The sequence below is a fragment of the Microbacterium sp. CFSPD4_SD4 genome, assembly GCF_057364585.1.
The window spans coordinates 440836-458798 of the sequence record NZ_JBNFOC010000001.1 but is presented as its reverse complement, the minus strand read 5'-3'; the positions used below and the strand labels follow the sequence as shown (position 1 = coordinate 458798).

General features: G+C 69.5%; 16 protein-coding genes and 1 pseudogene. 7 read left to right on the top strand and 10 right to left on the bottom strand.

Going from position 1 to position 17963, the window contains the following annotated elements; all coding sequences use genetic code 11:
• Positions 1 to 54: 54 nt before the first annotated feature.
• Complete coding sequence (locus AC2W7E_RS02290; RefSeq protein WP_485988456.1) at positions 55 to 1425, bottom strand: serine/threonine-protein kinase; 1371 nt, start codon at positions 1423 to 1425, stop codon at positions 55 to 57.
• 136 nt (positions 1426 to 1561) lie between these two features.
• Between AC2W7E_RS02290 and AC2W7E_RS02285 the strand changes: the two genes are divergently transcribed.
• Positions 1562 to 1954, top strand: coding sequence for a VOC family protein (locus AC2W7E_RS02285; protein ID WP_485988455.1), 393 nt, complete (start codon positions 1562 to 1564; stop codon positions 1952 to 1954).
• Positions 1955 to 1977: 23 nt separating this feature from the next.
• Here the strand turns inward: AC2W7E_RS02285 and AC2W7E_RS02280 are convergent, their stop codons facing one another.
• From AC2W7E_RS02280 to glnA, 4 genes are all read right to left on the bottom strand, one after another.
• Positions 1978 to 2262, bottom strand: a complete 285-nt coding sequence (locus AC2W7E_RS02280; RefSeq protein ID WP_485988454.1) for a WXG100 family type VII secretion target — start codon at positions 2260 to 2262, stop codon at positions 1978 to 1980.
• Entirely contained in the window at positions 2259 to 2399 is a 141-nt protein-coding gene (locus AC2W7E_RS02275; RefSeq protein WP_485988453.1) for a hypothetical protein, read from the bottom strand. Before AC2W7E_RS02275 ends, AC2W7E_RS02280 begins: the two co-directional genes overlap by 4 nt.
• A 340-nt stretch (positions 2400 to 2739) precedes the next feature.
• Positions 2740 to 3948 carry a putative T7SS-secreted protein gene (locus tag AC2W7E_RS02270; RefSeq protein ID WP_485988585.1) on the bottom strand — a complete coding sequence of 403 codons (1209 nt, stop codon included), beginning with the start codon at positions 3946 to 3948 and terminating at the stop codon, positions 2740 to 2742.
• 80 nt (positions 3949 to 4028) lie between these two features.
• Positions 4029 to 5453 carry a type I glutamate--ammonia ligase gene (gene glnA, locus AC2W7E_RS02265; protein ID WP_025103592.1) on the bottom strand — a complete coding sequence of 475 codons (1425 nt, stop codon included), beginning with the start codon at positions 5451 to 5453 and terminating at the stop codon, positions 4029 to 4031.
• A gap of 147 nt (positions 5454 to 5600) precedes the next feature.
• Between glnA and AC2W7E_RS02260 the strand changes: the two genes are divergently transcribed.
• The gene (locus AC2W7E_RS02260) at positions 5601 to 5996 is read left to right on the top strand and encodes an RDD family protein (protein ID WP_025103591.1); all 396 of its coding nucleotides are present in this window, start codon (positions 5601 to 5603) and stop codon (positions 5994 to 5996) included.
• A gap of 3 nt (positions 5997 to 5999) precedes the next feature.
• Here the strand turns inward: AC2W7E_RS02260 and AC2W7E_RS02255 are convergent, their stop codons facing one another.
• Positions 6000 to 6488, bottom strand: a complete 489-nt coding sequence (locus AC2W7E_RS02255) for an ATP-dependent zinc protease family protein (protein WP_036292426.1) — start codon at positions 6486 to 6488, stop codon at positions 6000 to 6002.
• Between the two features lie 18 nt (positions 6489 to 6506).
• Here AC2W7E_RS02255 and AC2W7E_RS02250 point away from each other — a divergent pair, with 18 nt between their 5' ends.
• Complete coding sequence (locus tag AC2W7E_RS02250; protein WP_025103589.1) at positions 6507 to 7694, top strand: RimK family alpha-L-glutamate ligase; 1188 nt, start codon at positions 6507 to 6509, stop codon at positions 7692 to 7694.
• Positions 7695 to 7751: 57 nt separating this feature from the next.
• Here the strand turns inward: AC2W7E_RS02250 and AC2W7E_RS02245 are convergent, their stop codons facing one another.
• Positions 7752 to 8462 carry a DUF4191 family protein gene (locus AC2W7E_RS02245; protein WP_025103588.1) on the bottom strand — a complete coding sequence of 237 codons (711 nt, stop codon included), beginning with the start codon at positions 8460 to 8462 and terminating at the stop codon, positions 7752 to 7754.
• Positions 8463 to 8626: 164 nt separating this feature from the next.
• Here AC2W7E_RS02245 and AC2W7E_RS02240 point away from each other — a divergent pair, with 164 nt between their 5' ends.
• Positions 8627 to 10060: a hypothetical protein gene (locus AC2W7E_RS02240; RefSeq protein WP_485988452.1), complete on the top strand. Its 1434-nt coding sequence runs from the start codon at positions 8627 to 8629 to the stop codon at positions 10058 to 10060.
• A gap of 15 nt (positions 10061 to 10075) precedes the next feature.
• Here the strand turns inward: AC2W7E_RS02240 and sucB are convergent.
• The 3 genes and pseudogenes from sucB to AC2W7E_RS02225 form a co-directional block, all read right to left on the bottom strand.
• Positions 10076 to 11844, bottom strand: a pseudogene (gene sucB / locus AC2W7E_RS02235) (2-oxoglutarate dehydrogenase, E2 component, dihydrolipoamide succinyltransferase).
• A gap of 66 nt (positions 11845 to 11910) precedes the next feature.
• Positions 11911 to 13284, bottom strand: coding sequence for a dihydrolipoyl dehydrogenase (lpdA, locus tag AC2W7E_RS02230; protein ID WP_485988451.1), 1374 nt, complete (start codon positions 13282 to 13284; stop codon positions 11911 to 11913).
• A gap of 5 nt (positions 13285 to 13289) precedes the next feature.
• Positions 13290 to 14768, bottom strand: a complete 1479-nt coding sequence (locus AC2W7E_RS02225) for a leucyl aminopeptidase (protein WP_485988450.1) — start codon at positions 14766 to 14768, stop codon at positions 13290 to 13292.
• A gap of 114 nt (positions 14769 to 14882) precedes the next feature.
• Here AC2W7E_RS02225 and AC2W7E_RS02220 point away from each other — a divergent pair, with 114 nt between their 5' ends.
• The 3 genes from AC2W7E_RS02220 (at position 14883) to AC2W7E_RS02210 (ending at position 17925) form a co-directional block, all read left to right on the top strand.
• A complete protein-coding gene (locus AC2W7E_RS02220) occupies positions 14883 to 15824 on the top strand; it encodes a proteasome assembly chaperone family protein (RefSeq protein ID WP_025103583.1) in 942 nt (313 codons plus the stop codon).
• 215 nt (positions 15825 to 16039) lie between these two features.
• Positions 16040 to 17233 carry an RNA polymerase sigma factor gene (locus AC2W7E_RS02215; RefSeq protein ID WP_378871878.1) on the top strand — a complete coding sequence of 398 codons (1194 nt, stop codon included), beginning with the start codon at positions 16040 to 16042 and terminating at the stop codon, positions 17231 to 17233.
• Positions 17233 to 17925, top strand: coding sequence for a coenzyme F420-0:L-glutamate ligase (locus AC2W7E_RS02210; RefSeq protein WP_029989267.1), 693 nt, complete (start codon positions 17233 to 17235; stop codon positions 17923 to 17925). The genes AC2W7E_RS02215 and AC2W7E_RS02210 overlap by 1 nt, the downstream gene beginning before the upstream one ends.
• Positions 17926 to 17963 lie beyond the last annotated feature (38 nt).

Sequence of the window (17963 nt, the reverse complement as noted above, 5' to 3'; positions counted from 1 at the left end):
CCCGCGCGCTGCTCAGCGACACCCGCCGGCTCGGCGGGCGTCGGGAGCGTCGGATCAGTGGCTGCTGTTGCCCTTGCCGCTGTTGCCCTTGCCGTTGTTGCCGTCGCGGCCGGGGCTCTTGCCTCGGTTCTCCTGCGCCTGCGGTGCGGCGTTCTCGGGCAGGCTCTCCTCGGCAACCGACTCGGTGACCGATGCGGTCGGTGCCACCGGTGTCGCGGCCACCGGCTCGACGGCGACGGTCTCTCTCGGCTCCGAGTCGACGAGGGTGTCCGCGGGAGCCGGCTCGACCGGCACGAGGTCCTCGACGATCCTCGACGCGCCATCGGAGACGGCGCCCGAGCTGGCGAGAGCCTGCTCGCCGTGGCCGAGCAGTGCTGCGGAGCCGGTGGTCACCGCGCCGAGCATGACCACCGCGGCGATGAGGAGAGACTCGCGACGACGGCGCGTACGCCGTGCCGGGGACGCCGCGGGGTGCGCCGCGGCGGCGCGACGGCGGGCGCGAGCCTCGGCGCGCGTCCGGGGGAGGGTGCTTGCGGTCGGCGCGGGAAGCGGCACGGTGACGTCTGTTGCCACCTCTTCGGTGACGGGGAGATCGATCAGCCGGCGCAGTTCGCTCTCGACCTCCAGAGCGTGCGGTCGTGCGTCGGGGTCGATCGCCGTCATCGCGCTGAGCAGTGCGGCCCACTCCGAACCCAGTTCCGCCGGGATCTCCGGCGCGATGTGGAGACGGGCGAGGGCGGATTCGACGCTGAGGGTGGGGGCGAAGCCGGGCCTGCCGGTGAGGGCCTCCAACAGGACGAGACCGAGCGCGTAGATGTCGACCGCGGGACGGATGTCGCCGTTCCGCAGCTGCTCGGGTGCCATGTAGGTCAGCGTCCCGAGGACGATCCCGGGAGTGGTGACACGGGACATGTCGATGGCGCAGGCGATCCCGAAGTCGGCGAGCTTCGCGCTCCACCTGCCGTTCGTGTCGAAGGGCGGCGTGAGCAGGACGTTCGAGGGCTTGATGTCGCGGTGCACGATGCCGGCGCTGTGCACGGCGTGGAGGGCGGAGGCGATGTCCGCCCCGATCGTGGCGATCTCGCGCGGGGTCACCGTCGCGCGGGCCATGCGCTTGCTCAGCGTCGGTCCCGGCACGTACTCCATCACGAGGTATTTCGGTCGTCCGGGCTCGAGGTGCGCGTCGAGGAGCGTGACCAGGCCCGGGTGGTTGAGGCCCGCGAGGAGCGCCTTCTCCGAATGCACCCGCTCCACGGACAGCACGGTATCGTCGGACTCGCGGAACATCTTCACCGCTACGGTGCGTTCGAGCGCGATGTCCTCCGCGCGGTACACGGTCGCCATCCCGCCCGTGCCGACGGCCTCCGCCAGGCGGTAGCGGCCGTCCAGAAGCGCGGCGGTCGGCGGGGCTTCCTGGGTGATCACGGCGTCCTCCACTGGCGGGACCGGGTATCCCGACGATGTATTCACCGTATCCGCGCAAAAAAAGCGACGCGTTGGGGTTGACGTAGAGCCCGACACCTGCAATGGCGGATCCACGGGGAGCTGAGAGACTGGACGGATGGCAGGGATTCACCACGTGGAGGTCTGGGTCGCCGACCTCGTGTCGTCGCGAGCTGAGTGGGGATGGCTGCTCGGTGCGGTGGGTTTCGTCCGCGTCAGCGCGTGGCCCGAGGGCGAGTCCTGGGAGGCAGGTGGCGCGTATGTCACCCTCACGACATCCCCGAACCTCAGCGGCAGTGAACACGATCGTCGTGCCCCGGGCGTGAACCATCTCGCCTTCGCTGCGGGCCCGCGGGACCGAGTGGACGCGATCATGGCGGCGGCGCCCGAGCACGGCTGGCGGCCTTTGTACGCGGAGCGCTACCCGCACGCCGGCGGGCCGGATCACTACGCCGGATGGCTGGAGAACTCCGCGGGGTTCAAGGCCGAGATCGTCGCCGACGAGCGCTGACGCGGGCCATGCCAGGAGCGCCGTTACCGCCAGAGGCGGGCAGCGGTGCTGGCGGTCTCCCTGGAGATGGCGTTGGCGGTGATGAGTCGTCGGTTGGCTTCGGCGAGGGCTGCCTTCATACTGCGGATGGGGGTGTCCCAGTCGTGGTGGGCGCGGTCGTATGCTGCCTGCGCCTCACCGGACCATGAGGATCGCAGCAGGGTGGCCTCCGCGTCGAGGCCATCGAGCGCGTCTTCGAATCGCCGGACGGTGATGGCGAGACGCGCGACCGTGTCGCTAATGGCGTCGTGGCGGACCGCGACTCTCATCGTTCCTCCGACAGCTCCTGGCTGAGGTCGAGCTCGCGGAGGACGTACGGCTGAGCGACGGCGTCGGTGAGGTAGTACGTGTAGAAGATGACCGCGGCTTCGTCAGCGGTGAACACCTCGTTCGAGAACACGCGCACCGCGCGGGTCTGATTGATCGGGATCAGCGTCGTCGTCCCGTCGACGGCTCGGCACGCCCGACCGTATACAAGTGGCTCTCACCGTCAGGTCCAGGCAGTTTCACCTCCACCGTCATTGCGTCGGCAGAGCCTGCCGCCTGCATGAAGGTATCCCCGGCAGGCTCGCGGAAGCCCACGGTGCTGGAGGGATCGGATCCGGGCCAGATTATGTAGGTCAGCTTTCGCTCGCCGTCCAGGTGGCCCAGCATGAGCCTCAGATGCGCGGGAATGGGGCGGAAGCTGTCCGTGATCCAGCCGCGCTGCCCGCTGGGTGTTTCTTCGCCATGCGTAAATGGCGCTCTCATGGGACATCCCTGCTCTCTACTCGCGTGATGATGATGTCATCACCGTCTAGTTTGCCGCGCGCGGGCGTACCTGCGTTTACGGCATCGTCGAACTGGCGCTGGGTGCTCGATGCCCTGCCATACTCATCGATAGCCGAGCCGGACTTGACCTCGATTCCGGTATAGGTGTTCGACCCGTCATTATTCTTGACCAACCCGTCGTACGAGCGGCTCGCTTGCGGGGCGCCCTCATAGGTGACGTGAACTTTCCTTCGAATCACGTCGACCCAGGGCCTGATCTCCTGGCCATTCGCATAGCGCCCACCGGTGTCGCGCCCATCCCCGCGATCGACACCCTTGCGGGAGTCGGCGGCTCGGTCGGTTTCGCGGAACGACCGCCCGGTTGCATCGCCGATGAGTCCTGCACCGACGCCGGCGACGCCGATGCCTGCTGCGGCGATGGCGGGAGCGCCGGCGAGGGCACCGACGCCGGTCACCGTCAGGCCTGCGCCGCCGACAGCGAGTGCGGCGCCTCCGATGAAGGTCGCAGCCCCGCCGAGGAGTTCGAGGATGATGTCCGGGTGCTCCCACAGCGTCTGTGCGGAGACGGCGAGCATGTCCATCGTGGCTTGGAACGGCTGCACGACAGCAAGGGTGAACACCGTCTCGGTGACGGCATGCTGCGCTGCGGTCGCGGCCTCAGCCTCGGTGAGCGGCATGCGCGCGGCCTCTGCAGCCTGGTCCAGCCGGACTGCGCAGTCCCGGGCGACGACCTCCAGCGTCGCCCGGGCGTTGAACAGCACCTCTCTGGCCTGTTCATGCGCCGGACCGGACGGGTCGACGAACGGCACCTCCGCCTCCGGGTGCCGTAGGCCCTGCCCGACCCGAAGCTCGCGGACGTAAGCGCGGTGCGCGGCCAGTGCCGCGGCGGCCTGCTGCTCGGCCTCGTCCCACAGGGTGATGGCGCGCGCGGCCTCCTCCTGCGCCCACTCCAGCGCATCCGCCCAGGTGAACAGGGCGTGAGCGCCCTCGCGGAGCCCGTCGCCGGCGTTCGACCAATGCAACAGCTGACGATCGAAGCGCGTCAGGTACGCGTCGTAGGCCTCGCCCGTCCAGGTGCCCTCGTCGTCGAGCGTCGCGAGTTGGTCGTGCACGCGTGCTGCAGCCACGCCGTGTGCCTTCCATGCCTCGGCCGTCGCCCTGACCTCGCCGGGGGAGCCGGGGATGAGGGCGGCGGCCCGGCCCCCGGACGGCGAAAGAGCCCGCCCCCAGATGGGGACGGGCTCTCTCGCGATCCGCGGTCGGCTCAGACGCCGAAGTACAGCTCGTACTCGAACGGGTGCGGGCGCTGAGCGATCGGCAGGATCTCGTTCTCGTACTTGTAGGAGATCCAGGTCTCGATGAGCTCCTCGGTGAACACGCCGCCCTCGAGGAGGAACTGGTGGTCGGCGCGGAGCGCCTCGAGGGAGTCCAGCAGGGAGTTCGGCACCTGCGGGATGTTCTTGGCCTCCTCGGGCGGAAGCTCGTAGAGGTCCTTGTCGACGGGCTCGTGCGGCTCGATGCGGTTCTTGATGCCGTCGAGGCCCGCCATGAGCTGCGCGGCGAAGGCGAGGTACGGGTTGCCCGAGGCGTCGGGGGCGCGGAACTCGATGCGCTTGGCCTTCGGGTTCGAGCCCGTGATCGGGATGCGGATCGCGGCGGAGCGGTTGCCGGCCGAGTAGACCAGGTTGACCGGAGCCTCGAAGCCCTTAACCAGACGGTGGTAGCTGTTCAGCGTCGGGTTGGTGAAGGCGAGCAGTGCCGGCGCGTGCGCCAGGATGCCGCCGATGTACCACCGCGCGATGTCGCTGAGCTGACCGTAGCCGGCCTCGTCGTAGAACAGCGGCTTGCCGTCGTTCCACAGCGACTGGTGGGTGTGCATACCCGAGCCGTTGTCGCCGTACAGCGGCTTCGGCATGAAGGTGGCGACCTTGCCCCACTCCTCGGCGGTGTTCTTGACGATGTACTTGAACTTCAGGATGTCGTCCGCCGCGTGCACCATGGTGTCGAAGCGGTAGTTGATCTCCTGCTGGCCGGCCGTTCCCACCTCGTGGTGGGAGCGCTCGAGGATGAAGCCCGCATCGATGAGCTTGAGGGTGATGTCGTCGCGCAGGTCGGCCGTCTTGTCGACCGGGCTGACGGGGAAGTAGCCGCCCTTGTAGGGGGTCTTGTTGGCGAGGTTTCCGCCCTCCTCCTCGCGGCCGGTGTTCCACGCGGCCTCCTCGGAGTCGACCTTGTAGAAGCTCTCGCCGGCGGTCACGGAGTAGCGCACGTCGTCGAAGATGTAGAACTCGGCCTCGGGGGCGAAGAACGCGGTGTCGGCGATGCCGGTGGAGGTGAGGTACTTCTCCGCCTTCTTCGCGACCTGACGCGGGTCCTTCGAGTAGATCTCGCCGGTGCGCGGGTTGTAGATGTCGAAGATCATCACGAGGGTGCTCGCCTCGCGGAAGGGGTCGATGTACGCCGTCGTCACATCCGGGATGAGCTGCATGTCCGACTCGTGGATGCTGGCGAAGCCGCGGATGGACGAGCCGTCGAACAGCTGTCCGTCCGTGAAGAAGGCCTCGTCGACCGTCGCCGCAGGGATGTTGAAGTGCTGCTGCACACCAGGGAGGTCGGTGAAACGGATGTCAAGGAATTTGACGTCGTTCTCCTTGATGTAGGCCAGTACCTCGGACGAATCTTTGAACATGTACGACTCCTGTGATGCGGATCGATGGCTTCGGGGCCACTCTGCACAGTACGGACGGGGGATTTCTCCACGGTATCCGCTTTGTTTCGTCCGTGTTACAGCGTGAGCAGGATCAGAGGGCATCCACAGCCTCGGTAGGCTGGAGGGGTGACGGATGCTGTGAACACGTACCCCGGTGAGCGACTCGGACTCCCGGAGTCCGGGCCGGGGAGCATCGGTCGCCCCGGACGTCGGATCGGGGCCCTCGCGATCGACTGGACGGCAGCTGTCATCCTCTCCGTCGCGTTCTTCCAATACGACCCGTTCGCCACGCTGCTCATCTTCGGGGTCGTGCAGATCCTCTTCATCCCGACCGCGGGCGGCAGCCCCGGGCACCGCATCCTGGGCATGCGTGTCGTCCGTCTCGACGGCGGATGGGTCGGTCTGTGGCGCCCGATCGTGCGCACGCTGCTGCTCCTGATCGTGATCCCGGCCGTGGTGTGGGACCCGGATCAGCGTGGCCTGCACGACAAGGCCGTGGGAACGGTCCTCATCCGCGCCTGACGCTCAGGCGCGGCCGCGGTTGCGCCGACGTGCCTCACGGGGCGCGCGACCGCCGAGGAAGGAACGCGCCGGATCCACGACGTAGCCGCGACGCAGCGCTTCCCGGCCGATCAGCATGCGGAATCCCATCTCGTCCCGGTTGCTCAACGTGACCTCGGCCATCACCTCGCGGTCGACTAGCCGGATCATCAACTGCACGACGAGACGCTCCTGCGCGTGCCCGGACGAGCTCCGGACGGCCCGGCGATCGTGGATGGGGGACTCCACGACGACCGCGTCCTCCTGGCTGTCCTGCCAGGGCTTCACGCGGAAACGCACCCAGGCCTCGCCGTCGCGCTCGAACTCCTGGATGTCGAACGCGTGCAGGGACGAGGTGCGGGCGCCGGTGTCGATCTTGGCTTTGATCCAGTCGACGCCGAGATCGGGCAGGCTCACCCACTCGCGCCACCCCGTAAGGGTGTTTGAATGGGTAGACCTACTCACCTGATACATCCTGGCAGGAAATCCCCCGTGAAGATCGCAGTGCTGTCCCGTGCGCCGCAGGCGTACTCCACCCAACGCCTCCGCGCGGCCGCACTGCAGCGGGGCCACAACGTGAAGGTGCTCAACACGCTGCGCTTCGCGATCGACCTCACCTCCGATGAGCCCGACCTTCACTACCGGGGCCGGCAGCTCAGCGACTACGACGCGATCCTGCCCCGCATCGGCAACTCGATCACGTACTTCGGCACCGCCGTGGTGCGGCAGTTCGAGCAGATGGACGTCTACACCCCCAACACGGCGAACGGCATCTCCAGCGCGCGCGACAAGCTGCGGGCGAACCAGATCCTCTCCCGGCACAACATCGCGATGCCGCCGACCGCCTTCGTGCGCAACCGCGCCGACGTGCGACCGGCGATCGAGCGCGTCGGCGGCGCTCCCGTGGTGATCAAGCTGCTCGAGGGCACCCAGGGCATCGGCGTCATCCTCGCGCCTCAGGTGAAGGTGGCCGAGGCCATCATCGAGACGCTCCACTCCACCAAGCAGAACGTGCTCATCCAGAAGTTCATCGCCGAGAGCCGGGGGCGCGACATCCGCGCACTCGTCGTCGGGGACCGCGTGGTCGCGGCCATGCGCCGTTCGGCGGCCGGAGACGAGTTCCGCTCCAACGTGCATCGTGGCGGCTCGGTCGAGGCGATCGAGCTCGACCCCGTCTACGAGCGGGCCGCGGTGCGCTCGGCCCAGATCATGGGCCTCCGTGTCGCCGGCGTGGACATGCTGGAGGGGGACGAGGGACCCCTGGTGATGGAGGTCAACTCCTCCCCGGGCCTGCAGGGCATCGAGACCGCGACCAAGCTCGACGTCGCGGGAGCGATCATCGACTACATCGCCGGTCAGGTCGCCTTCCCGGAGATCGACGTGCGGCAGCGCCTCACCGTCTCCACGGGGTACGGCGTCGCCGAGCTCATGGTCCACGGCGCCGCGGACCTCGTCGGGAAGACGCTGGGGGAGGCGGGCCTGTGGGAACGCGACATCACGGTGCTCACGCTGCACCGCGGAGTCAGCGTCATCCCGAACCCGCGCAAGCACGTGGTCCTCGAGGCCGACGACCGCCTGTTCTGCTTCGGCAAGCTCGATGAGATGCGCTCGATGATCCCCGAGCGTCGTCGCCGGCGGGCGAAGGTGCGCCGCCTCCCCAAGCAGCCGCTCTCGGAATGAGAGAAGCGCGGCCGCCCTCGATGAGGACGGCCGCGCTTCGCGGTTCCGGGGCGCGGGTCAGCGCGGACGCTGCGCCCGTACCTTCGTCGGGTCGATGCCCTTCGGGATGGGAAGCGACGACAGCGACTGCGACACCGAGTCGATGCGGCGGATGACGGCCGCCATGGTGGCCTTGTCGATGGCCTTCGGAAGCTTCTTGATGGTCTTCGCGAGGTCGGCGATCGGCACCTCGTCCTCGCCGTGTCCGACGTAGAGCACCGTGATCGGCACGCCGTGGGCGACGCGCTGCGCCCGGCTGCGCTCCTCGTTCACCAGTCGAGTGAGGCGTCCGCGGGCGCCCTCGCCGACGACGACGATGCCGCCGCGGCCGACCGTCCGGTACACGGCCTCCTGCGTCTTCGGGTTGATGCCCACCGGTGTCTCGGAGGCCTGCCACTGACGACCCAGGCTGGTGCTGAGCACGTGACCCGTCGCACCGGGCATGCCGTCGATCTTCGTGTACATGGCCGAGGTCGAAAGTCGGGTCATGAGGAAGAGGGCGCCGAGGACGCCGAGCATGAGGCCGGTGATGGCCCACAGGACGAGGGTCCACACCTGGAACGGCGGGATCAGGTAGCCGGCCAGGAGACCGAGGAGCACGCCGCCGATGAGGATCGCGGCCTGCGCCCAGGGGAGCCAGGGGTAGGCCTCGCGCGTGAACCGGAAGAGGGACTTGATCTGGGAGAAGAACCCAGGACGCTTCTCGGGTTCGGGAGCACGCTTTGCCATGGAGACCAGCCTACCGAGTCCGAGAGCCTTGCGATGCCGCCGTTCGCGTGCAGCGGAGAGGACGGCGCCTGATCTCTCCTGCACAGTCCGGCCCGGTTCCGGATCCCGTCCCGGAGCGGATGAACACGCGGACGGGACCGTGGCGATCGGTTGGGATGGGTCGCATGACAGATGAGCGTGAGAATCCGCCCTTCGACCAGGCCGTACTGCCGCAGGCTCATCGCACGATCCGGCTCCTGGATCCTGGGGAGGGACCCCTGGAGGGCGCTCTCGTCGCCTCGCCGGATGGTCCGGTCGTGCGCCGCGATGCGGAGGGCCTCACCGGATGGGCGGGGTGGCGGTACGCGGGGTCGCAGCACGTCGCCGCCCCTCTCGACGTCGTCCGTCGCGCGCGCGGACACGACGTGCTGCTTCCGTGGTGCACGGAGACTCTGCACGTCTTCCTGGAGCGGGCCGGTCGAGCGCGGGGAGGGCTGTCCTCGGGGGAGATCAGCACGGTCGTCGTGAGCATGCTGCGCGGGCTGAGCGAGCTGGGGCCGATGCCGGCCGCCGAGGTGCCGGGGGCCTGGTGGCTCACCGAACGCGGCCGTCCTGTCTTCGTGCTGGGAGCGGGCCAGGACGCGGCGTCGGCGGTCCTGGCGGTCCTGGATCGCCTGCACGCGGACTGCGCGGACAAGGCGCTGATCCGCGTCCTCGATCGCCTCCGGGAGCATCTTCGCACGGCTGCCGCGCAACGCCGTGTACCGCGACGGCTGCTCGAAGAAGGGGAGCGGGAGCTGCTGGAGATCGCGGCGCCGCGGCCGCTGGAGTCCGTGACCGAGGATCAGGCGGGTGCCTCCGTCGGCGCCGCCATGGCGCTCCGGCGCCTCCGAGCCGACTCCGCCACGCGCACTCGGGCGCGGGAGACCGGCGTGCGGCGGGACCGTCCCCGCGTGCGCGAGCGAGCGACGGTCGCCGCCGCCCTTCGCGCCTTCCTCGACCACCTCTCCAGCCGAGCGCGCGCCCTCGTCCGCCCGCGCGAGGTCGCAGCGCACCGAGGGACGGAGCAGCGGAGCACACGGCCCCGCCGGGCGCGGATCTTCGTCGTCGCCGGAGTCTGCGCGGCGGCTGTGCTCGTCGCCGGGTCGTTGTGGCCCAGCGGAGGAGAGGGGTCTGCGGCCGGAAGCCCCGATGCGGGTACGGCGACGACCGCGCGTCCGTGGACGTCGGATCCCGCGGACGAGACCTCGTGGGAACCCGCGCGGTCGCCGATGCCGTCGCCCACCGCGGGCGTCACGCCACCGGTGGTCGATGATCCGCTGGCCGCCCTGCCGGACGTGATCACGCGGATCGCGGAGTGCGAGTCGCGAGAGGATCCGGTGTGCGCGACGGCGATCGCGGGGGGAGCGCCTGCGATCAGGGCGGTCGCGGCAGAGCTCATCGGCGGTGAGGACCCTGTGCTGGTGGATCGCTACGGAGACATCGCCGTGCTGGAGCTGTCGTCGTCGTCCGCGGGTCGAGAAGGCTCAGGCGCGGGGGCGATGATCGTCGTACTGGTGTGGGTGGACGAGAAATGGCTGGTCCGCGACGCGTATCGCGTCGCGGACCAGCCGAGGTGAGGTGAAGCCGCCGGATCAGGCTCCGAGCTGACCGCTGAACTGCGCAGCCTCGAGGCGGGCCTTCACCGCACCGAGGAAGCGGGCCGCGTCGGCACCGTCGATGATGCGGTGGTCGTACGACAGAGCCAGGTACACGTAGGAGCGGACCGCGATCGCGTCGGTGCCGCCGACCTTGACCAGACCCGGGCGCTTGACGACCGTGCCGGTGCCGAGGATCGCCGACTGCGGCAGGAACACCACGGGGGTGTCGAACAGCGCGCCGCGCGAACCGGTGTTGGTCAGCGTGAACGTGCCGCCGGCGAGCTCGTCCGGCTTCAGCTTGTTGTCGCGCGTGCGCGCCGCGAGGTCGGCGATCTCATGGGCGATCTCGGCGATGTTCTTCGAGGCCGCGTCGCGGAGCACCGGCGTGAGTAGACCGCGCTCGGTGTCGACCGCGATCGAGACGTTCTCGGAGGCCGGGTAGACGATCTGCTCGCCGTCGACCGTCGCGTTGATGATCGGGAAGGCCTGCAGGGCCTCCGCCGCCGCCAGCGCGAAGAACGGGAGGAAGGAGAGCTTGTCACCCGTCTTCTCGAGGAAGGACGCCTTGACGCTGTCGCGGTACTCGGCGAGAGCGGTGACGTCGACCTCGACCACGGTGGTGAGCTGAGCGGTCTGCTGCATCGACTCGACCGCGCGCTTGGCGAGGACCTTGCGCAGGCGCGACATCGGCTGAGTGGTCCCGCGCAGCGGCGACACCTCGAGCGGTGCCGGGGCCGGTGCCGCGGCGGCGGCCGGTGCGGCGGTCGCCGTCTCGGCCGCCTTGAGGACGTCCTCCTTGCGGATGCGGCCTCCCACGCCCGTGCCCTTGACCGTGGCCAGATCCACGCCCTGCTGCGCAGCCAGACGGCGGACGAGCGGGGTCACGTAGAGGTTGTCGCTCTCGGTCGGCAGCGACAGCTTGGGAGCCTCGGTCTGCGCGGGCTGTGCCGGAGCAGCGGGCTGTGCGGCAGCAGCGGGCTGGGCCGGCGCGGCGGGGGCTCGGCCTGCGGAGCGGGAGCAGCCGGAGTCTCGGGCTGTGCAGCCGGAGTCTCGGCCTGCGGGGCCGGCGCGGCGGGAGCCTCGGCCTGCGGAGCGGCAGGAGCCTCGGGCTGAGCCGCGGGAGCAGCACCGGAACCGACACGTGCCAGCACGGCGCCGACCTCGACGGTCTCGTCCTCGCCGGCGACGATCTCCTGCAGCACGCCGGCGACCGGCGACGGGATCTCGGTGTCGACCTTGTCGGTGGAGATCTCGAGGAGCGCCTCGTCGACCTCGACCGAGTCGCCGACCTGCTTGAGCCACCGGGTGACGGTGCCCTCGGTGACGCTCTCGCCGAGCTCGGGAAGCACGATGTCGGTCGCGTCGCCGGACGGAGCCGCAGGGGCGGACTCGGCGGGCGCGGACTCGGCGGGAGCCTGCGGCTCCGCTGCGGGAGCCGCGGCGGGCTCCGGAGCGGCGGGGGCGGCGGCTTCGGCCGGAGCGGCTTCGGCGGCGGCAGGGGCATCGCCGGCAGGGGCCGCGCCGCTGCCGTCACCGATGCGGGCCAGCAGAGCACCGACCTCGACGGTCTCGTCCTCGGCCACGAGGATCTCCTCGATCACGCCGGTGACGGGGGAGGGGATCTCGGTGTCGACCTTGTCGGTCGAGATCTCAAGCAGGCCCTCGTCCGCCTGGACGGTGTCTCCCACCTGCTTGAGCCAGCGGGTGACCGTACCCTCTGTGACGCTCTCACCGAGAGCGGGGAGGACCACGGATGTGCTCATGACTGAGTCTCCTTCAGAAGTTGTATGACGCTTGTCTAGCTTAGTGACTCGGGCACCGGTTGGTGCTCAGAGGGCGTGCAGGGGCTTTCCGGCCAGTGCGAGGAAGGCTTCGCCGAGGGCCTCGCTCTGGGTCGGGTGGGCGTGGATGAGCGGCGCGATGTCCTCCGGGTGGGCTTCCCACGCGACCGCGAGCTGCCCCTCCGTGATGAGCTCTCCGACGCGGTCGCCGAGGAGGTGCACGCCGAGGACGGGTCCGTCCTTGAGGCGGACGACCTTGACGAGGCCACCGGTGCCGATGATCTCGCTCTTCCCGTTCCCTGCGAGGTTGTACTCGTAGGAGTGGACGGCGTCGGCACCGTGCGCGGCGACCGCCGCCTCCTCCGTCAGACCGACCGAGGCGACCTCGGGGCTGGAGTAGGTGACCTTCGGGATCTGCACGTCGGGCACGTTCACGGGGGAGAGACCCGCGATGCGCTCGGCGACCGCGATGCCCTGCTGGAACCCGCGGTGGGCGAGCTGGAGACCCGGGACGATGTCGCCGACCGCCCACACGCCGGGGACATCGGTGCGGAGGTCGCCGTCCACGGTCACGAACCCGCGGTCCAGAGGCACGCCGGCTTCCTCGAAGCCCAGGTCGGCGGTGGCGGGGCCGCGGCCGACGGCGACGAGGAGGTAGTCGGCGGTGAACTCCGTGCCGTCCTCCAGCGTGACGGTCACGGACGAGTCGTCCTGCGTGGCGCTCTGGAAGCGCACGCCGAGGGAGTACTGGATGCCGCGGCGGCGGAACGCGCGCTCGAGTCCCTTGCTCATCGCGATGTCTTCGTTCGGGACGAGGTGGGGCAGGGCCTCCACGATCGTCACCTCGGCGCCGAAGGAGCGCCACACGCTCGCGAACTCGACGCCGATCACGCCGCCGCCCAGGATGAGCACGCGCTCGGGGATGACGTCCAGGGCGAGGGCCTGCTCGCTGGTCAGGATCCGGCCGCCGATCTCGAGCCCCGGCAGCGAGCGGCTGTAGGAGCCCGTGGCGAGGATCACGTCCGTGCCGACGTAGACGTCGTCGCCGACGCTCACGCTCCGGTCCGCGTTCAGGCGACCGAGCCCGGTGACCGTCGTGATCCCGCGCGCCTTCACGAGCCCCTCGAGACCCTTGTACTTCTTGGCGACGATGCCCTCGCGATAGGCGCGCACCCCGGCGACGTCGATCCCGCCGAACGAGGCCGTGACTCCCACGGAGGAGGCGTCACGCACGTGGTCCGCCACCTCGGCGGCGTGCAGCAGCGCCTTCGTGGGGATGCACCCGCGGTGGAGGCATGTGCCTCCCACCTTGTCCTTCTCGATCAGTGCGACGGACTTGCCGAGCTCGCTCGCTCGCAGTGCCGCGGCGTACCCGCCGCTGCCGCCGCCCAGGACGACGATGTCGAAGGTGTGGGTTGTCATGGGTGTCATGCCTCCGGGTGGGATGCTGCTTCGGCGAAGGCGATGATCGATCGGACCATCGCCCCCGTGGGGCCCTTCTCGGTGAAGCCGTAGGGGGCGCCGGCGTGTTCACCGGAGCCCGCGATGTCCAGGTGCACCCAGGGGATGCGCGGCGCGTCGTCCGCGTCCGAGGTGCGGCCGACGAAGCGCCGCAGGAAGAGGCCGGCGAAGGATGCGCCGCCCATCCGATCTCCCATGTTGGCGTTGATCATGTCGGCGATGGGGGAGTCGAGCGTCTCCTCCATGTAGGCGGGCAGAGGCATGTGCCACGCCGGCTCCCCCGTGCGCGCGGCGGCGGCGAGGAACTCCGCGACCGTCTCGTCGTCGCCGAAGACGCCGGTGTGACGGTGGCCGAGGGCCGCGACGATCGCGCCGGTCAGCGTCGCGACGTCGATGATGACGTCGGGGTTCTCGCGGCTCGCGGCGACCAGACCGTCGGCGAGGACGAGGCGCCCTTCCGCGTCGGTGTTCAGCACCTCGACGGTGGTGCCGTCGAGGATGCGGATGACGTCGCCGGGGCGGAGGGCGCGGCCGGACGGCATGTTGTCGGTGATGCAGAGCCAGGCGGTCACGTGCACGGGGAGGCGGAGGGCGGCGATGGCGCGGAGGGCGGCGAGGGAGGTCGCGGCACCGGCCATGTCGAACTTCATGCCGACCATCGAGGCCGCGGGCTTCAGCGACAGGCCGCCGGTGTCGAAGGTGATGCCCTTGCCGACGAGGGCGATGTGGCGCTGCGCGTCCGCCGGCGCGTAGTCGAGGCGGACGAGACGCGGCGGCCGGTCGGAGCCCTGGCCGACGCCGAGGATGCCGCCGAAGCCCTGTTCCGCGAGAGCGGTCTCGTCGAGGATCTGCACGGTGACGTCGAGGTCGGCGACGCTGTCGGCGGCGCTCTGCGCGAGCTGTGCAGGGCTCTGCCACTCGGCGGGCACGTTCACGAGGTCCTTGATGAGGGCGACGGCCTCGCCCGTCGCGTGGGCACGGGCGATCGTCGCGTCGTCGAGCGGGGCGTGGACGACGACCGCCGTCGCCCGCTTCTTCCTGCCGTTCTCGGCGCGATAGTCGTCGAAGCGGTAGCCGCCGAGGACGGCGCCTTCCGCCGCCGCGGCCGCGTGCGCCTCGAGCCCGGAGGCGAGGCCGAGCGAGACGGTGTCGAAGCCGGTGAGGGAGCGGAGAGCCGTGCCGGCGGCGCTGCGCACGGACGCGTCGTCGATGGTGGAGCCGGCGCCGACGACCGCGAAGGGGAGCGTCGTCACCTCGGGGGCGTAGACCCGCGCGAACGCTCCGGCGGCGCCGGTGAAGCCGATGCCCGCGAGGACGTCGGCGAGACCGGGGTGAGCCGCCAGGGACTCGGCCGACTCGGAGAGATCGGGGACGACGAGCACTGCGGCATCGGCAGCGCTTCCGGGGAACTGATCGGTGGTGTGCGAGAGCACGGGAAGCGTCATGGTCTCCATCCTAGGATCTCCGCCCCGGGGTCGTCGGCCCGCCCGGCGGGGTGTGTTCGCTCTCAGCGAGACAGGTCAGAGCCCGGGTCGGGGTGCGGCTCGTAGCATGGAGACATGCCCTTCTCCGGAGAGATCCACGAACGCGTCGCGAACGCTCCCACGGTGCCCCACGGCCTGCCTCTCGTGATGCTGCTCACCGGATTCACCGACGCGGGCAGTGCGGTGTCGGGGCTCATCGATCACCTGAGGGAGACGACGTCGCCGCAGCCGCTCGCGATCTTCGACAACGACGTGCTCCTCGACTACCGCGCGCGTCGCCCCGTGATCTCGTTCGACCAGGACCACCTCGCCGAGTTCCGCCCGCCCCGACTCGAGCTCTCCCTCGCCACGGACGCGCTCGGACGCCCGTTCCTCCTCCTCACGGGCTACGAGCCCGACTTCGCCTGGAACGCCTTCGCGGAGACGGTGCTGGACCTCGCAGCGGAGTTCGAGGCGTCGGGACTGCACTGGGTGCACTCCATCGCCATGCCCGTGCCGCACACGCGTCCCATCGGGACGACGGTGAGCGGGAACCGGCGCGACCTCGTCGTGTCGCACTCCGTGTGGCGTCCGCGCACGCAGGTGCCCGCCACTGCCGGTCACCTGCTCGAGTACCGGTTCGCGGAGCGCGGGGAACGCGTCGTCGGCTTCGTCCTCCTCGTGCCGCACTACCTCGCCGAGACCGAGAACCCGGAGGCGGTCAGCGCGGCGGCGGAGAAGCTCATGGCGTCGACCGGCCTCGTGCTCATGCTGGACGCCGTACAGGAGCGGCGTGCGGACTACATCGCCCGGGTCGACGAGCAGGTCGCGGCGAACGACGAGCTGCAGCAGATGGTGCACAACCTGGAACGTCGCTACGACGCCTACATGGCCGGCCGTGACCCCGAGGACGACTCGTACGACGAAGGCGGATTCAGCGAACGCGACCTGCCCAGCGCCGATGAGCTCGCGGCCGAGCTCGAGCGCTACCTCGCCACCCGTCCGTCGGGCGACGACGACAAGCCGGGCCGCGGCTGAATCCGTCCGTGCGGATCGGGCGCGAATGCGTCCTCATCGCCATACGTGTGCGATACTAGGAGTCCGACCCGTTGTCAATCAGTGTTTTCGAGCGCTGGACTTGACAAGGGTCTTACTAGTGTCCGAAATGTCCCGGGGTCTCCCAGCGGCCCCGTGAAAGGCGAAACGTGACTCCTGCCACGACGAAGAACACGCGGACGAAGAAGGCCGATCAGATCACCGCGGATCCCGAGGTCGAGGACGTCGAAGCGACCGAAGCGGCTCCCGCGCCCAAGCGCGCCGCGGCCAAGCGCGCCCCCGCGAAGAAGAAGAAGTCGGACGACGTCGTCGAGGAAGACGACGCCGCTACGGCCGAGGGCTCCGAAGACGCCGCGGGCGACGAGGAGGAGGATGACGCGAAGCCGGCCTTCACCGAGCCGCTGCCGACCGGTGCGATCGTCATCTCCTCCAAGGACGACGAAGAGGTCCCGGTCTACTCGACCCAGATCACCGGCGCGACCGCCGACCCGGTCAAGGACTACCTGAAGCAGATCGGAAAGGTCGCACTGCTGAACGCGGCCGAAGAGGTCGAGCTCGCGATGCGCATCGAGGCGGGTCTGTTCGCGGAGGAGAAGCTCTCCGCGATGTCTCCCGCCGAGAAGACGAGCCAGCTCGGACTCGACCTGCAGTGGGTCGCCCGTGACGGTCAGCGCGCGAAGAGCCACCTCCTCGGCGCGAACCTCCGTCTCGTCGTCTCCCTCGCCAAGCGCTACACCGGTCGCGGCATGCAGTTCCTGGATCTGATCCAGGAGGGCAACCTCGGTCTCATCCGCGCGGTCGAGAAGTTCGACTACACCAAGGGCTTCAAGTTCTCGACCTACGCGACCTGGTGGATCCGTCAGGCCATCACCCGCGCCATGGCCGACCAGGCCCGCACGATCCGCATCCCGGTGCACATGGTCGAGGTCATCAACAAGCTCGCCCGCGTGCAGCGCCAGATGCTGCAGGACCTCGGTCGCGAACCCACTCCGGAAGAGCTGAGCCGCGAGCTCGACATGACTCCGGAGAAGGTCGTGGAGGTGCAGAAGTACGGTCGCGAGCCGATCTCCCTGCACACGCCGCTCGGCGAAGACGGCGACAGCGAGTTCGGTGACCTCATCGAGGACACCGAGGCCGTGGTCCCCGCCGATGCCGTGGGCTTCACGATGCTGCAGCGTCAGCTCGAGCAGCTCCTCGACTCGCTCTCGGAGCGCGAGGCCGGCGTGATCCGAATGCGCTTCGGCCTGGGCGACGGTCAGCCGAAGACGCTCGACCAGATCGGTGACACGTTCGGGGTGACACGTGAGCGCATCCGCCAGATCGAGTCCAAGACGATGGCCAAGCTGCGCCACCCGAGCCGCTCGCAGTCGCTGCGGGACTACCTCGAGTGATGCAGGCGAACGAGGGCAAGGCGCTCGAGGCGAGCGTCGACGGAAAGAGCTACGCGCGGATTCCGCTGCGCACCCGTGTCGTGATGCCGGACGACGATCTCGACGCCATCATCACGGAGTACGCCAAGGATGCCGTCCAACCGGGCGACCTCCTCTTCGTGACCGAGAAGATCGTCGCGATCACGCAGGGGCGGTCCTACCGCCTCGACGAGATCAAGCCGCGCAAGCTCGCGCTGTTCCTGTCGAAGTACGTCACCCGCACGCCGTACGGCATCGGTCTCGGCATGCCGGAGACGATGGAGATGGCGCTGCGCGAGTGCGGTACGCCGCGCATCCTCTTCGCGGCGGCCGTCTCGGCGGTCACCAAGGCCTTCGGGCGCAAGGGCGACTTCTACCGCATCGCGGGGGACAAGGCGCGCGCGATCGACGGCCCGACGAAGCACACCATCCCTCCGTACAACGAGGCTGTGGTGCTCGGGCCGAAGGACCCGGACCGGGTCGCGGCGCACCTGAAGACGCTGATCGGCGGCCAGGCCGAGGTGGCCGTGGTCGACATCAACGATCTCGGCGGCAACATCCTCGGCTCCACGCTGGACAAGGCGGGGGAGCTGCGGCTGGTGAAGATCCTGGGTGACAACCCGCTCGGTCAGGGCCTCGAGTCCACCCCGCTCGGCATCGTCCGCGCGGTCTGAGCAGGGCGACCCACCCCTTTACGAACGAACCGGCCCCT